This is a genomic window from Halomonas meridiana (assembly GCF_009846525.1).
Taxonomy (GTDB): Bacteria; Pseudomonadota; Gammaproteobacteria; order Pseudomonadales; family Halomonadaceae; genus Vreelandella.
Genome location: NZ_CP024621.1, coordinates 2,638,914 through 2,654,376 on the forward strand (window position 1 = coordinate 2,638,914; position 15,463 = coordinate 2,654,376).

A 15,463-nucleotide genomic window follows, 5' to 3' on the forward strand; every position below is an offset into this window, starting at 1 on the left:
GCGTTTATGGTCAGTTCGGGCAGCGCCGCGTTAGCGAAAACGGCGCTGGGAGAGCAGGTGGCGAACCAGGGGAGCGAGAATCAGCTCCATCGCCAAGGACATACGAGCACCGGGCACCACCAGAGTATGCGGGCGAGTCATAAAGGCATCTTTGATCATCGCCAGCAGCCAAGGAAAGTCCACCGTCGAAGGGTCCCGGAAGCGAATCACCACGAACGACTCAGCATCGGTGGGAATATCCTGTACCTCGAAAGGGTTGGACGTATCGACCGTGGGCACTCGCTGGAAATTGATGTGGGTGCGAGAAAACTGCGGCTGGATATAGCGCACGTAGTCATCCATACGCCCCAAAATCGTGTCGATCACCGCTTCCTGGGAGTAGCCGCGCAACTTGGTGTCTCGGTCGATCTTTTGAATCCACTCCAGGTTCATGGTGGGCGCCACGCCTACCAGCAGATCGACGTGACGGGCAATATCGTACTCTTGCGTCACCAAGCCGCCATGTAGCCCCTCATAGAACAGCAGGTCGGTACCGCAGGGCAACGACTGCCACTCGGTGAAGGTGCCCACCCGGTAGCCCGCTTCGATCTTCTGCTTATCTTCTGCATGAATGTAGTGACGAAACGTGCCGGTCCCGTGCTCCCCATACTCGATGAACAGCCCTTCCAGGCGGTCGAGCAGGTTGGCTTCGACGGCAAAGTGGGAGAGTTCGTCCTTGCGCTCCGGCTCTTCGCGAAAAATACGCTTGAGATCATCACGGGTATAGCGGTGAAAGGCATCGCCATCCACCATGGCGGCATGCACGTCTTCACGCAGGAACATACGCTCGAAGCTGCGGCGCACGGTGGTGGTGCCCGCCCCGGAGGAGCCCGTCACCGCGATAATGGGATACTCTCGTGACATTATCCCCCCCTGGCATCCGCAAGCGTTTGCTTGAGCGTATCTGGAATCGCCACCGGACGGCCTGCCGCCAGGTCCAGCAGCAGTTTGGTCACACGTGCAGTCGCCACCACGTCGCCCGTCTCTGCCTTGGTAACCCGCTGATAGACCGTCAAGGCTTTACCCTCTGGTTCGGGCACCGCCGTTTCGATCACCAGCGCATCAGGAAAGCGCGCCTCCTGCTGATACTGCACGGCGAGGTCTACGACCACGCTGGGATAACCGTGCATATCCCACTCTGGTAGATCCAGAGACGCAAAGGCCTGCACTCGCGCTTCATGGAGCAACGACACCAGGGCATCGTGCCCCAAGTGGCGGCCATAGTTCATATCCGTCACCCGCACCGTCAGCGGATGACGGTGAATGACCGCTGCCAAAGGGAAGTCCAGCGAGACACGCTCCATTGCTCTACTCCTTGTCGGGTGACGATATGACCTCGAAAAGCCGCTATTTACTGCTCCCGCGCGATGGCACGGAACGCGATATCACGACGAAATTCGACGCCGTCCCAGTGAATCGCGTTAACGCCTTGGTACGCCTGTTGCTGAGCCGCCGACACGCTATCGCCCAGCGCTGTTACACACAGCACACGCCCACCGGCCGTGGTGATCTCACCGTCTGCATTTTGCGCCGTCCCCGCGTGGAAGACCTTGCACTGCGCCCGTTCGGCATCGGCCAAGCCGTGAATCACGTCGCCTTTACGGTAATTGCCAGGGTACCCACCAGCGGCCAGCACCACGCCGACGGCTGCGCGGGGGTCCCACTCGCACTGTTTGCTGGCCAGCTCGCCTTTGGCGCCTGCCAGGCAGAGCGCCGCCAAATCCGAAGTCAGACGCATCATGATCGGCTGGGTTTCTGGATCACCGAACCGGCAGTTGTACTCGATCACTTTAGGGTTGCCCTGTGGATCGATCATCAGGCCTGCATACAAGAAACCGGTATACGCATTTCCCTCTGCCGCCATACCACGCACGGTGGGCAGAATGACCTGCTCCATGATTCGCGCATCGACCTCTGGCGTGACGACGGGCGCCGGTGAGTAGGCTCCCATGCCCCCGGTATTGGGGCCGGTATCGCCGTCGTAGGCACGCTTATGATCCTGGCTGGTGGCCATGGGCACGACGTTGTCGCCATCCACCATGACGATGAAGCTCGCCTCTTCACCTTCGAGAAACTCTTCGATGACGACACGGGCGCCCGCATCACCAAAGGCGTTGGCTTCGAGCATATCGCGGATCGCCGCCTCGGCTTCGGCCTCGCTCATGGCTACGATGACGCCTTTACCCGCCGCCAAGCCGTCGGCTTTGATGACGATCGGCGCGCCCATGTCGGCTAGATACGCCAACGCAGGCTCTACAGCCGTGAAGGTTTGATAGGCCGCTGTGGGAATAGCATGGCGGGCCAGAAAGTCTTTGGTGAACGACTTGGACCCTTCGAGCTGAGCCGCGCGCTGGCTGGGGCCGAAAATCGTCAAACCGGCGGCTTGGAAGCGGTCTACGACGCCTTCGACGAGCGGCGCTTCAGGGCCAACGACGGTCAACGCTACCTGCTCTTGCTGCGCAAACGCCACCAGAGCCTCCAGGTCGGTTGCGCCAATCGCAACATTGGTCAGCTTGGGCTCTGTCGCGGTGCCTGCATTGCCAGGCGCGACGAACACCTGCTCGACATCACGGGATTGGGCAAGTTTCCAAGCCAGAGCATGTTCGCGGCCACCGCCACCGATCATCAAAACTTTCATGGGTATCCTTCTCAAACGGGAGAGCGTCGATGGGCGGCATTATGCCACAACGGACCGTAAAACGTGGCCTTAGGAACGCTTATCCGACGTATCGTCATCGTCCGATGGATTGGGCTGATGGAGCGCGTTTTGCCAAAAGCGCATATTCTCTTCGGCCAACTCACGCATGAATTCCATGGGCGAGTGGCGCATGGCTTGCTGCCACTGAGTCTGCATGCGCTTTTGCTGCTCCAGCATCAGCTGCGTGCCCTGCTCCAAATAGCGCGCCAACGGCAGTGGTGACGACATGTCATACACACGAATCAGCTGCGCCAATAGATCGTTCGAAAACACTTCGGCTTCACTATCCGCCTGCTCTTGTTCGATAATGATCGACAGTAGAATGGTGCGCGTCAGGTCCTCGCCGCTTTTCGCATCTTCGACGCGAAACGGCTCTTCTTCAATGATGAGACGCCGCAGATCCTCGAGCGTGACGTAACGGCTCTGCTGGGTGTCGTACAACCTGCGGTTGGCATATTTACGAATTACGCGCACAGCGCATCTCCTTAAACGCGATAAAGGCTTTTGTCGCCGTTGCTGCTATTGTGCCTGCAACACGCGCCCATGCAAGCCAGCTTAGCGGATTAGTGGTGGTAAGCACGCCTTTCCTTTGACCAATAGACGACGACTATGAATTTGATACTGCTAGACCCGAGCGAGGTCGACGCTCACCACGCTCGGATTACCGATGCGCGCCGCTTGACCCATCTGCATGACGTGCATCGCGCCCAGGAGGGAGACCGACTCACAGTAGGCATTCAGGGCGGTGCCATGGGAAAGGCCACGCTGGTAGCGCTCAGCCCTGACCAGGCGCTGTTCGCACTGGAGGAGCTCAAGGAGACGCCACCTCCCGCCCTGCCCGTTCATCTCGTGCTGGCCCTACCACGCCCGCGCATGTTGGCGCGAACGCTGGAGCACGTCACGGCGCTGGGCGTGAAAGAGATCACGTTATTGCATGCGAAACGGGTGGAGAAGAGCTACTGGCAATCGCCAGAGCTGCGGCCCGACAAGATTCACCAGCACCTCGTGCTGGGCCTTGAACAAGCGCGGGATACGCAGCTGCCCAACGTGACGCTGTGCAAAGGGTTCAAAGCGTTCTTAGAGGAGCAGCTTCCTGAGCTGTTGGCAGAGCGCCGCGGGCTGGTCGCCCACCCCGGCATGGAGAATACCTGCCCACGCGGTATCAATACGCCAACGCTGCTGCTGGTCGGCCCAGAAGGCGGGTTCATTCCATGGGAAGTCGAACAGCTAATTCAAGCAGGGTGCGAAGGCATGCACTTGGGTCCACGTATTCTGCGCGTCGAAACAGCCGTGACGGCGCTGCTGTCACGGCTGTTTTGAGTCATGCCTAATTAGACGATCAAGACTGCTCGTCTTCTGGGTCGTGGGGAACGTAGGGGGCGTTTTCTCCACACCCGGGCTCTTGCAGGAAGGTATTACGCACGTCTAACAAGCCTAAATGACTGATGGTGCGGCGTCCTAGCAGCAGCGGGTAGTTCATCTCTTCACGGTTGCGTAGGCTGAACTGCTCTTCATACACGGTATCGCCCATGCAAACATCCATGAGCACGACCGGACGCTCGTCGCGGCCACCAGCGCCTCGAACGGTTTGCTCACGGTAGAGCGGACGCTCGATCTGGTCGCTGAACGTTTCACCACTGTCTTGATCTTCCAGCTTCAGGCGAAAGCGAACCCACTCTTCCCCCTCTTTTTCGAACATTTCAATGTCGCGGGCATCCAGTGAAGAGGTCAACGCACCGCTATCCAGCTTGGCTTTGACGGCAATTCCCCACGGCTCGATGTAGGCGTTTTCGACCCAACCAAACACCTTGTCTTCCGCTTGCGCGCTCGTTCCCATCAGTAAAGCACTGGCCAGCACGCTGGCTCCCCATACTCCTAGACCTGCTTTTCCCATAACGACTCATCCTTGGTGAGGCATTGACGATTCGAATCATGCGTAACAACCGTAGCCGCGCATATTACCTAGCGCAGCCGCTCCAGCAGCGACTGAGTCGCGAAGCCGTCCGGTACGAGCCCTTGGTCACGCTGAAACGCCCTCAGGCCCGCTTGGGTATTCGGACCCATGATGCCATCTGCCGTACCCACGCCGTAACCGGCCTCGTTCAACCGCTGCTGGAGCGTTCGGACATCGTCTCGCGTCAAAGGTGCCTCATCTCTTGGCCATGACTGTGCGATACCGTCACGGCCAGCGATGGCATCGGCCAGCGTCGCCACCGCCAGAGCATAGCTCGTGGCGTTGTTGTAGCGCAGAATCGCACGGAAGTTGGGACCGACGATAAACGCAGGACCGCTCGCTCCGGCGGGAACGATGACCGCAGCGCTATCGAAAGTCGGCAGCTCGCCACGAACGGCACGCACGCCCTGGGCAGCCCAGTCGGCGCTGCTCTTGCGGTCGGTTTGCGCGTAATCAAAGTCGTCGGGTAGCCTGACCTCGGCGCCCCAGGGTTGGCCTGCCTGCCAGCCAGCGCGCGCCAGATAGTTCGCCGTCGACGCCATGACATCGGGAATACTGCCCCAGATATCGCGTCGCCCGTCATCATCGCCATCCACGGCGTAGGCTTCGAAACTGCTGGGAATGAACTGGGTATGCCCCATCGCCCCGGCCCAGGAGCCTTTCATCTGCTCGGCCGCAATATCCCCTTGATCGATGATACGCAGCGCTGCCAGCAGCTCACCCCGGGCGAACTCCCGGCGGCGGCCGTCGTAAGCCAGTGTTGCGAGGGATTCGAGCGTCGAAAAGTCACCAAAATTGCTGCCGTAGTTACTCTCGACGCCCCAAATCGCTACGATGATCTCAGCGGGAACGCCATAGCGCTGCTGCATCGCCTGAGCGGTGTCGCGATGTTGTGCGAGCTTTTCCTGACCGTTGGCGACACGCGTGCTCGATACGGCGCTGTCCAAATATTGCCAAATCGCGCGGACGAACTCAGGCTGGTAACGATCTAACTCAATGACCCGTTCGCGGTAGCGCAGCCCATCGAACGCCGATGCGAGGGTCGCCTCGCTAATGCCTTGGGTCGCCGCATAGCGGCGGAACTCGCGGAGCCACTCATTGAAGTTACCGTAGCGCACCTCTTCGGCCGCGCGGGCATCGACTTCTGTCATGAGCTGGGGGTTAGCCATCACAGCAGGGGCGTAAAAAGTAGTTGCCGCCGCAGCGGCTAACAGCGGCCATAGCAAATGGCGGCGGGCACGTAATGAACCATTACATGTCAATGACTTGGGGCTTGACGTCATAGTACTCATCTCTCGGCAATCCTTAGCGTGAGGCTGATGATGGCTCAGAAACAAGCGAGTTACCAGCCTCAGAGAGACAAGCGCCACAACACGATAAGATGGAATATGGCGACGACCGCCGTTAGCACACAGCGCAAGCTGAGGTACCACTTGGGAAAGCCTTCGCGCCCTTCCCTGCTAATATCGTAGCCCCCCATCAACAGAAACCCTGCCAACAGTACCCAAAGCCCGGTCACCGTGTTGAACAGCAAAGCAGGCCACGCAATCAGGCTGGGCACCATGGCCAGTACTAGCCGCCGTACGTTGTTGTCACGGGGCACTTGAAGCGCACTGCCCCAATGAATGCCCCCTAAAAACGACAAAATCACGGCGCTGTAGTAAGTAAAGCCATAGATGGCACTGACCTGCCAGACAGGCGGTGCCCACCAAGCGGCGAGGCCGCCACCGATGAACGGCAGCAGCCCCGCCAAGCCCAATCCCCAGGCGACGCGCCGATCACTCTCCATTAACGCCATCGTTACTCATCCGTCTCTTCGAATTCGGTTGCGGCAATCAACCAGCGCTGCCACTCATCCGGTAGCACGCAGGGCGGTTGAAATTGAGAAGGCGCCACTCGCCAGGGCTGGTGGCGCTCCAGACCGAAGGGTAACGATTCCAGCGCGGGTAACCAATAGGCCACGTACAGCCCTTTCGGATCGTAATGCCCTGCTTGCTTCAACACATTGAAATAGCGATCCTGACGCGGATCACGCCCAACCCCGGCAATGTAGCGCCAATTGCCCCAGTTGCTGGCCACGTCGTAGTCGATCAGGCAGTGCTCGAACCACCAAGCGCCTAGCCGCCAATCTACCTGCAAATCTTTTACCAAGAAGCTGGCGACGTTCTGGCGGGCACGGTTGGAAATCCAGCCGGTTCGCTTCAATTCGAGCATGGCCGCATCAATGAACGGCACGCCGGTCTCCGCGTTGCGCCAAGTGTCGAAGGCTTCGCTCGCTGGCGGCAGCGACTCCCGACCAAACAGGGAGGCCCCTTCCAACTGTGCGGCGCGGTGAAAGTAGTCGCGCCATAGAAGCTCGAAGACAATCCAGTAGCTCGATTCGCAGCTACCGTGTTCGGACTCCCATGCTTTGACTTCTCGATGCGCTTGACGAGCAGACAAGCAGCCACGGGCAAGCCAAGGAGAAAAACGCGTCGAAAAGTTGGCACCCAACAGACCGTTACGCGTTTTCTTGTAAGACTCCGCCCCGTTCTGACGCCAGATATAGTGCTGTAATCGGTCGTTGGCCGCCGACTCGCCGCCCACGAACACGAACCCCTGACGCTGGTCGGGCTGCCAGGCCGCACTGGTTTCACACACGGATTTTAACGGCGGGAAACCGCGCGGCGCGCCTTCGGGCCAACACGGTAAGGTGATTGGCGCAGGCTTGGGAGCCGGTATTTCACACTGCTTTTCGACGCTACGCCGAAAGGCAGAGAAGCTGGCTGGCAGGTCTGCTAGATCGAACGGCAGCGCAGCGGCATCGATCAAGTAACCGCTATCCGCACGATAGAGCTGACAGCCTTTGGGCAGGTTGGCAGCCGCACGGGTGATGTTATCCGACTCTTCACAGCCGGAGTGTTCGGCTACCCGCACTTGCCGCGCATTGAGCGTGGTCGCCAACTCGACCACGACCTCGGCCGGGTCGCCAATACGCACTAACAGATCGCTGCCACGCTGCAACAGCTCGCCACGCAGTTCCATCAGGCTTTGCCATAAAAAGCGCAGCCGCGCTGGACCCAGCCTGGGCGTGGACTCCCCCGGCACGGCAGCCGTTAACCAACGCTGGTCGAGCACGTACAGACAAAGCAGCTGGTGTGGGAAATGTTCGAAATGTAATAAAGGATTGTCGGCAACGCGCAGATTGTCCTGCAGCCAGACAATATCAGTCGTGCTGTTCATGCTCTTGCCTCCTCGGCGTGCTGTGCTGCTTGGCCTCGCGACGGCAGCGTTCGCTGCAGAAGCGCACCTCGTCCCAGCAGCGCGCCCATTTTTTCCGCCAAGTAAATGGGCGCTGGCATTGAACGCAGTCTTTTTGCGGTAAGTCTTGTTTACGTCTCATCTATTCATCTCGCTGCGTGCTGGCTGTGCCACGCCACGCCGTAATACATGGACATAATAACTTATACAGTACAATTATTGTATATAAATTGACACCTCGACTTTGCCGTAACACGCACCTGCGCTCTTTTACGATGGGTATAAAAAAAGCCACCCAACTCGGGTGGCTTCCATCGATAACGTTGACTCCTAACGTTAGTCGGGATCGGTATTACGTGGGTGACGCTTGGCGTTTTCTTGCGTCTCCATACCGCTTTTCAGCTCGTGGGTGAGCGGATCGTAGTTAGGGCGCAGCTCATCTTTGACCGTGCCGCTCCAAAGCCGAGAGCCCACGAAGTAGCCAGCTCTGCCAATCACGTGGGCGGCAATGGGCGCAGTGATCAAGATGAATACGATGATCGCGAACGAACGCGCGACGACCCCTACCTCGGCAAAATGCATGGCCGAGGCCAGCATGATGAGGATTACCCCGAGGGCCGCCGCCTTGGTGGTGGCGTGCATGCGGGTCAACAAATCGGGCAAGCGCAGTAACCCCACGGCAGCCAACAGCATGAAGCTCGAGCCCGTGAGCAGCATGGCGCCCTTGATGACGTCAATCATCCCGCGGCCCTCCTCGTTCCAAAAAGCGTGCAAAGCCAATGGCAGCCAAAAAGCCCATCAGCGCGATGACGATGGCCGCATCCAAAAAGCTGGAGACGCCCGATTGAATAGCATACACGCCGACCAGGCCTACGACCGTCGTCGAGAACAGCTCCAGCGCCACGACGCGGTCTGGCAGGCTGGGGCCGCGGACCACGCGCACGAACGTGAGTACCAGCGCGAGCCCCATAATCACCTGACTGATTAAGATCACGGTTTCCATTAACGAAATAGCTCCAGTGCCCGGTGTTCCATCTCTTTCAAGTTGCGTCGCAGCTCCTCTTCGTCATCTAGGAACATCGCGTGGATATACAGCACCTTACGATCATCCGACACGTCCAAACTGAGGGTCCCAGGCGTCAGGGAAATCAAATTGGCCACCATGGTAATCTCCATCTCGGTACGCGCCGAAAGCGGCAAAGCGATGACCCCTGGCTGCATGTGCCACGGCGGCGTCAAGATATCGAACGCCACGCGCAGGTTAGCCTGCACCAGCTCTTTGATGAAAAATCCAAGAAAGCCAATGAAGCGCGGCACGCGGGCCGGATAGCCCTTCAACCCATCGACTTGAGGCTCGATCAGCAGCAACGCGATGTAGCCAAAAATCATCCCCACCAATAAGTTCAACCCGGAGAAATCGCCGCTGAGCAGTACCCAGGCCAAACCAAGCAAAAGGTTCCAAATGGCGCCCGTCATGGTGTCTCCTCCAGGTGGTTATCGACACGTTCGGCCTGTATGTCGACGGGCTCCAGCAGCGCCGCTTCTGCACTGGCGGAGGCGCCCAGAACCGCTTCGATATAGCCTGAAGGCGTCATCAACTGCTCCCCTATTTGGTTCATCACCAGCATGAGGGGCTCTGCAAAGACGCCAATCAGCAGCGACATCGTCGCGAGCACCACGACAGGCAGATACATCATCCACAGGCTAGGCTTCAATAATCGCCCATCGTCCCCTGTCGGAGTCGGCGTTTGCGGCACTTGGTTCTCCTCCGGCAGCGCTTTCCAGAACACTTCGTTCCAGATCTTCACCATGGAGTAGAGCGTCATCAGCCCCACGGCCAAGGCAATGCCGGTCGCCACGTATGCCTCGGCCTCCAGGCCTGCACGCACCAGCACGAACTTCGCAAAGAAGCCCGATAGCGGTGGGATGCCCGCCAGAGAGAAAGCGCTGATGAAAAACGCCACGGCCAGCCAGGGACGCTCACGATAGAGCCCGCCCATCTTCTTGAGCTGATAAGTGCCCTGCAGGCGATGTGTAATACCGCTGATCAAGAACAAGTTCGTCTTGACGATGATGTTGTGCATGATGGCGAACACGCCGCCGGCAATCGCCAGCGGTGTGTAGAGCGCCAGCCCCAACAACATATAGCCAATTTGGCTGACGATATGGAACGAGAGGATACGTCGAAACTCGTACTGGGCGGCGGCGCCCAATACGCCGGTCACCATGGTGATGACCGCCCCCCACAGCATGATGTCCTGAAGGTAGCCCATGGTCTGATCGAAAATCAGCGTGAACACCCGAAACAGCGAGTAAACCCCCACCTTGGTCAGCAGGCCCGCAAACAGCGCGGAGACCGCCACAGGCGGCGTATGGTAAGAGGCGGGCAACCAGAAAAACAGCGGAAAAGCGGCCGCCTTGATACCAAAGGCCACCATGAACATCACTGCCAACACCTCGACCATGCCGCTGTGTTCGGCGACATCCATGCGCAGGGCGATATCGGCCATGTTGAGTGTCCCCACCGTCCCGTAGAGCAACCCAACGGCACTGAGGAAAATCACTGACGCCAGCAGGTTGAGCGTCACGTACTTGATGGCCCCTTCCATCTGCGCGCGTTCGCCTCCCAGCGTCAGTAGCGCAAACGAGGCCACCAGCATGACTTCGAACCACACATAGAGGTTGAAGATATCGCCAGTCAGAAAAGCCCCCGCCACACCGGCCAGCAGCAGATGCATGAGGGGATAGTAGCCAAACCGTTCATGCCCTCGACCAGTGGTCGCCAGCGAGTAGACCCCCATGGCCAAGCCAATGATCCCGGTGAGCAGAATCATCACCGCACTGAGCATGTCGGCGACGAGGGTGATGCCGAACGGCGCTGGCCAGCTACCCATTTGCATGGTGATGTAGCCATCCTCCAACACCGCGACAAACAGCCAAAGGCTCACGAGGAATAACGCGACATTGCCCGCGACGGCGATAAAGCGCTGCATGGGCCGCGAGCGCCAGAACATCAGCGAAACAGCCCCCGAAAGCAGCGGCAGTAGAATGGGAAGTGCGACTTCAGGCCTCACGTGTCGGTATCCTTCATCTTGTCCAAATCATCTGCCTTAACGATTTCGTAGGCCCGGCGAATCAGCACCACCGCAAACGCCAGCACCCCAAAAGCAATTACGATGGCGGTCAACACCACCGCTTGTGGCAGCGGGTCAGCGACTTCGCCAAGCGGCTGCATCATCCCCTCGGGGATCAGCGGCGGCGCGCCTCGGGTCATCCCAGCGGTGGTAAAAATCAGCAAGTTGGCGGCGTTGGAAAGCAGCAATAAGCCAATCACCAGCTTGACGATGGAGCGGCGCAACATCATGAAAATAGCGGTCGCGTATAGCAGGCCAATCGCCAATGCCATCAACGGTTCCATGGGTATCCTCCTGCGGTCATCGGAAGGGGTAACTCAAGGCTCATCTTTATCCACCTCCATCAGCGCCATGACCATGCCGGTGACCGAGCCCAGTACCGCCAAGTACACCCCGATATCGAAAATCAGCGGCGTCGAGGCTTTGAAGTCGATCACCGGAATCGTCCACCACTGGGCGGTAAGAAAGGGTTGCCCCATGAACCACGCGGGTACCACCGAGATCATCCCCAACAGCAGGCCTGCGCCAATCAAATCCCGTGGGTCGACCATGCGCAGCACCTCCTTGGTGGCACTCACCCCAAAGGCGAACAGGTACAGGGTGAAGGCGCCCGCAGCCACTAGCCCAGCAATAAAGCCGCCCCCCGGCTCATCGTGGCCTCGCAGTAACAGAAATACCGAAAACATGAGCTGCAGCGGCATAAGAAAGCGCGCCGCCGTATTCAAAATAATCGTGCCTGACTTAACCATCGTAGGGCTCCTTCACGCTGGCTTTCTCGCCGTCCGCGGTGTTGCCTGCCTTTCCACCGTGGCGAAGCTTCAGCATGGCGATCACGCCAATCGCGGCCAGCGCCAACACGAACATCTCACCCAGCGTATCGAGGGCACGGTAATCGACCAAGATGACGTTGACGATATTCCGGCCATGGGCAAGCGGTGCGCTGTTATCCACCATATAGGTCGAAATGGTTTCGAACTGGTCGATGCTCCAAGCGGTCATGATCAGCAGGAAAATCAGCACGCCCATGGTTGCCGCCACGGCCCCGTCGCGAATGCGCTCCAGGTGGGTGGAGAGGTTGGAGAAACGCGGCAAGCGGAAGAGCACCAGTACCAGAAGGATGACCGTCATGGTCTCCACGAGCAGCTGCGTGATCCCGAGGTCTGGCGCGCTGAAGAGAATGAAGATCAGCGCAATCGAGAAGCCCATGATCCCCACGGATACCACCGCCCCCAGGCGGGAGCGTGAAATCGTGGCAAACAGAGCCCCCATGGCCATGGTGCCCACCACGATCACTTCGTGAAAACGCACGTCTAGCGTAAGCGCCAGCTGAGGCGAATGGCGCAGTAGGATGGAGTTACCGATCAGCGCAATGAGCACCACCAGCATGACCAGAATGTAGTTACGCATGTAGCCATTTTGTAGCACGCGCGTTTGCCATTCCGAAAAATGCACGATGCCGTTCATAAGCCCTTCATAGCCCGCTTCAGGGCCGTAGCGCATCACGGGCGACAATCTGGCTAGCTGGCCGCGCACGCTGTCCCACCGTTTGAAGAGCAAGAAACCGAGCATCAGGCTAACCACCGACATGATCAGCGCCACATTGATGCCATACCACAACGATAGCGAGACCGGCAGTGACTGCCCCGCAACGGCCGTGGCGGCCGACGTCAATAACGCGTCAGCCCCCAACATAGCTGGCGCCAAACCCAGCGCGAGGGAGCCAAAGGCTAGCAGCGCGGGGCCAATCAGCATGCTCAGCGGCGCCTCATGGGGCGTTTGGGGCGTCTCATGGCGTGCGCCATAAAAAGGTCTCAGCGCGATGATGGCCGCCACCGCAATGGTCAGCACGGCGGCTAGGAAGGCAAACACCACCAACATCCATTGAACGCGCTCGGCGCCTAGCGCTGCTTCCAGCATCAGCTCTTTACCGATAAAGCCCAGCAGCGGCGGCACCCCCGCCAGAGAAAGCGCCGCCACCATGGCAATCACTGCCGTCACGGGCATGACGCTGCGTAGCCCTCCCATGGCAGTCACGTCTTTGGTGCCCGTTTCATGGTCCAGAATACCCGCAACCATAAACAACGCTCCTTTATACAAGGAGTGGGCCAGCAAAAAGGTGACGAACGCGGTCATGGCGTACTCCGAGCCAATCCCCAACAGCATGGTCAACGTTCCCAGCGCCATGACCGTCGAGTACGCCAATAGCTTCTTGATATTGGTGTGGTGAATCGCCAGGAAAGCGCCGGTCAGCATGGTCGTCGCCCCGACCACAGAGAGCAGCGTCATCCACATGGCCGTGCCGCCCAGTTCCGGCTGCAGCCGCGCCAGTAAATAAATGCCCGCTTTCACCATGGTGGCAGAGTGCAGATAAGCCGATACGGGGGTCGGAGCGGCCATGGCGTTGGGCAACCAAAAGTGAAACGGGAACTGTGCCGACTTGGTAAAGGCCCCCAGCAACAGACAGACCAGCATGGGAGTGTAGAGAGCATGCTGACGTAGGTCTTCATCTGACTGCAGAATCTCATGAAACGACCAGTGACCGCTGGCTACCCCCAGTAGCACCAGCCCGGCCATTAGGGCCAGGCCTCCGGCAACCGTGACGAATAGACCTTGCCGCGCAGATTTACGCGCCTCGATATCCGTGTGATTGAAGCCAATCAGCAGATAAGACGTGATGCTGGTCAGCTCCCAAAAGATAAAGAGCGTGAGCAATCCATCGGCGAGTACGAGCCCCAGCATGGATGCCATGAAGGCAACCAGGGCCAAGTGGAAACGAGCGACATCGGGGTGGCCTTTCAAATAGCCACCGGCATAAACCAGTACGCAGGTGCCGATCACCGTGATCAGCAAACCAAACAGCAACGACAGGCCATCGAGCAGAAAACTCAGGCTGATACCCAGCGAGGGCACCCACGCCCACGCCAACAACTGCGGGCCTTCTTGGAGGACCAGAGGTGCCTGACTCAGCAGCCAACCGGCCAGGAGCGCCGGAAACAGCGCAAGCACGAGGCTTGCGCGCTCTCCAAACCAGCGGTTGAGCAGCGGCGACAACGCTGCCAACACGAAGCCCATTAATACGGCAAATTGCATCCGACGCTTTCTCCCTAGTGACGTTTTTTCATCCTAACCAGCGGCTTACACATTTGCATAAGCTGCTTGAGCGTTGAATAAGTGTGATTTTATATACACAAACCTTATACCAGCCCTGCTTCGTTTTCTAGAAAAGTCGGTTCCAATAAAAAACCGCCTAGCGCGATACGCTAGACGGTTTTGATAGCAACCGTGTGACGTTACGGTGTCGGCAGCCAGCCTGACAGCTCGTTATTGACCACCGCCAGCAAGGCGTCGATATGATCATCACGATCATTCAAGCAGGGAATGTAGCTGAAGGTTTCACCGCCAGCCTCCATGAAGCTGTCGTGGATCTCCTCTTTGATCTCTTCCAGGGTTTCCACACAGTCGGAAGAGAACGCTGGAGAGAGGATGGCAATATGCTTGTGCCCCTGTTTCGCCAGCTCGGCAACGTGATCCACCGTTTGCGGACCCACCCACTTCTCAGGGCCAAACTGGGACTGGAAAGCGGTATCGACCTCCTCTTTGCTCAGTCCCAGCGTTTCACGCAGTAGACGCGTGGTTTTCTGACACTGGCAGTGGTAAGGGTCCCCTTCCATCAAATAGCGCTCCGGCACGCCGTGATAGCTCGCCACGAGCTTGGTAGGACGGCTCTCGAAGCCGTCGTACGCCTCTTGTACCGAGTTAGCCAACGCCTGAATATACGCCGGATGCTCGAAATAGGCCGGCACGGTACGGATATAGGGCTGCCACTTCATTTTCATCAGCGTGCGAAACGCTTGGTCATTGGCAGTAGCGGTAGTGGGCGAGCCGTACTGCGGATAGAGCGGGAAGAAGACAATGCGCTCACAACCCTTCTCTTTCATGCGTTTGAGCACGCTGTCCGTGGAAGGATTGCCGTAGCGCATACAGAAATCGACCTCGACATCGTCGCCATAAAGCGCTTTCAGGCGCTCGGTCATTTTTTCCGTTTGCGCACGGGTGATGGTCAGCAACGGGCTTTCGTTCTTCTCGTTATTCCAGATGCTTTTGTACGCGTTGCCCGAGGAGAACGGACGCTTGGTCAGGATGATGAGCTGCAAAAGAGGCTGCCATTTCCATCCGGCATAATCTACGACTCGTTTATCGGACAAGAACTCGCTGAGATAGCGACGCATGGACCAGTAGTCGGTGGCATCGGGCGTTCCCAGGTTCGCTAGAACGACGCCCACCTTGGCGCGGGGAACGGCAGGGTGGCTGCTGGGCGCGTGGGCCAAGCGCCCCTCACCGGGTTGATCCTTCACGATGCTATCGGCCATCTCGCTAACTCCTCGGGTGTACGTAATG

At 58.6% G+C, this 15,463-nt stretch carries 18 protein-coding genes; 1 reads left to right on the forward strand and 17 read right to left on the reverse strand.

Going from position 1 to position 15,463, the window contains the following annotated elements:
* Positions 1-30: 30 nt before the first annotated feature.
* The 4 genes from CTT34_RS12630 to phaR all read right to left on the reverse strand — a co-directional run bounded on the left by CTT34_RS12630 (position 31) and on the right by phaR (position 3,211).
* Entirely contained in the window at positions 31-903 is an 873-nt protein-coding gene (locus CTT34_RS12630) for a phosphoribulokinase (RefSeq protein ID WP_159342745.1), read from the reverse strand.
* On the reverse strand, positions 903-1,343 hold the full coding sequence (locus tag CTT34_RS12635; protein WP_159342746.1) for an acyl-CoA thioesterase: 441 nt from the start codon (positions 1,341-1,343) through the stop codon (positions 903-905). The genes CTT34_RS12630 and CTT34_RS12635 overlap by 1 nt, the downstream gene beginning before the upstream one ends.
* A 47-nt stretch (positions 1,344-1,390) precedes the next feature.
* Complete coding sequence (gene purD / locus CTT34_RS12640; protein ID WP_159342747.1) at positions 1,391-2,677, reverse strand: phosphoribosylamine--glycine ligase; 1,287 nt, start codon at positions 2,675-2,677, stop codon at positions 1,391-1,393.
* 69 nt (positions 2,678-2,746) lie between these two features.
* Positions 2,747-3,211, reverse strand: a complete 465-nt coding sequence (phaR, locus tag CTT34_RS12645) for a polyhydroxyalkanoate synthesis repressor PhaR (protein ID WP_159342748.1) — start codon at positions 3,209-3,211, stop codon at positions 2,747-2,749.
* 135 nt (positions 3,212-3,346) lie between these two features.
* Between phaR and CTT34_RS12650 the strand changes: the two genes are divergently transcribed.
* Positions 3,347-4,057: a 16S rRNA (uracil(1498)-N(3))-methyltransferase gene (locus CTT34_RS12650; RefSeq protein ID WP_159342749.1), complete on the forward strand. Its 711-nt coding sequence runs from the start codon at positions 3,347-3,349 to the stop codon at positions 4,055-4,057.
* 19 nt (positions 4,058-4,076) lie between these two features.
* Here CTT34_RS12650 and rloA3 read toward each other — a convergent pair whose 3' ends face one another.
* The 13 genes from rloA3 to hemH all read right to left on the reverse strand — a co-directional run bounded on the left by rloA3 (position 4,077) and on the right by hemH (position 15,435).
* Positions 4,077-4,631 carry a retropepsin-like aspartic peptidase RloA3 gene (rloA3, locus tag CTT34_RS12655; protein ID WP_159342750.1) on the reverse strand — a complete coding sequence of 185 codons (555 nt, stop codon included), beginning with the start codon at positions 4,629-4,631 and terminating at the stop codon, positions 4,077-4,079.
* Positions 4,632-4,699: 68 nt separating this feature from the next.
* Entirely contained in the window at positions 4,700-5,860 is a 1,161-nt protein-coding gene (locus CTT34_RS12660; protein ID WP_159342751.1) for a lytic murein transglycosylase, read from the reverse strand.
* Positions 5,861-6,042: 182 nt separating this feature from the next.
* Entirely contained in the window at positions 6,043-6,489 is a 447-nt protein-coding gene (locus tag CTT34_RS12665; RefSeq protein ID WP_159342752.1) for a DUF3429 domain-containing protein, read from the reverse strand.
* Between the two features lie 2 nt (positions 6,490-6,491).
* The gene (locus CTT34_RS12670) at positions 6,492-7,913 is read right to left on the reverse strand and encodes a DASH family cryptochrome (protein WP_159342753.1); all 1,422 of its coding nucleotides are present in this window, start codon (positions 7,911-7,913) and stop codon (positions 6,492-6,494) included.
* Entirely contained in the window at positions 7,897-8,073 is a 177-nt protein-coding gene (locus tag CTT34_RS12675; protein ID WP_083025732.1) for a DUF2256 domain-containing protein, read from the reverse strand. Before CTT34_RS12675 ends, CTT34_RS12670 begins: the two co-directional genes overlap by 17 nt.
* Before the next feature lie 194 nt (positions 8,074-8,267).
* Positions 8,268-8,672 carry a monovalent cation/H(+) antiporter subunit G gene (gene mnhG, locus CTT34_RS12680; RefSeq protein ID WP_044628503.1) on the reverse strand — a complete coding sequence of 135 codons (405 nt, stop codon included), beginning with the start codon at positions 8,670-8,672 and terminating at the stop codon, positions 8,268-8,270.
* Complete coding sequence (locus CTT34_RS12685; RefSeq protein WP_044628502.1) at positions 8,665-8,934, reverse strand: MrpF/PhaF family protein; 270 nt, start codon at positions 8,932-8,934, stop codon at positions 8,665-8,667. Before CTT34_RS12685 ends, mnhG begins: the two co-directional genes overlap by 8 nt.
* Positions 8,934-9,407, reverse strand: a complete 474-nt coding sequence (locus CTT34_RS12690; RefSeq protein ID WP_159342754.1) for a Na+/H+ antiporter subunit E — start codon at positions 9,405-9,407, stop codon at positions 8,934-8,936. Before CTT34_RS12690 ends, CTT34_RS12685 begins: the two co-directional genes overlap by 1 nt.
* Positions 9,404-11,005: a Na+/H+ antiporter subunit D gene (locus CTT34_RS12695; RefSeq protein WP_159342755.1), complete on the reverse strand. Its 1,602-nt coding sequence runs from the start codon at positions 11,003-11,005 to the stop codon at positions 9,404-9,406. Before CTT34_RS12695 ends, CTT34_RS12690 begins: the two co-directional genes overlap by 4 nt.
* A complete protein-coding gene (locus CTT34_RS12700) occupies positions 11,002-11,349 on the reverse strand; it encodes a Na+/H+ antiporter subunit C (protein WP_159342756.1) in 348 nt (115 codons plus the stop codon). The genes CTT34_RS12695 and CTT34_RS12700 overlap by 4 nt, the downstream gene beginning before the upstream one ends.
* A 33-nt stretch (positions 11,350-11,382) precedes the next feature.
* Positions 11,383-11,814 (reverse strand): Na+/H+ antiporter subunit B, encoded by a 432-nt coding sequence (locus tag CTT34_RS12705; RefSeq protein WP_159342757.1) that lies wholly within the window; start codon positions 11,812-11,814, stop codon positions 11,383-11,385.
* Positions 11,807-14,155 (reverse strand): putative monovalent cation/H+ antiporter subunit A, encoded by a 2,349-nt coding sequence (locus CTT34_RS12710; protein ID WP_159342758.1) that lies wholly within the window; start codon positions 14,153-14,155, stop codon positions 11,807-11,809. Before CTT34_RS12710 ends, CTT34_RS12705 begins: the two co-directional genes overlap by 8 nt.
* 200 nt (positions 14,156-14,355) lie before the next feature.
* Entirely contained in the window at positions 14,356-15,435 is a 1,080-nt protein-coding gene (gene hemH / locus CTT34_RS12715) for a ferrochelatase (protein WP_159342759.1), read from the reverse strand.
* Between the last annotated feature and the right edge of the window lie 28 nt (positions 15,436-15,463).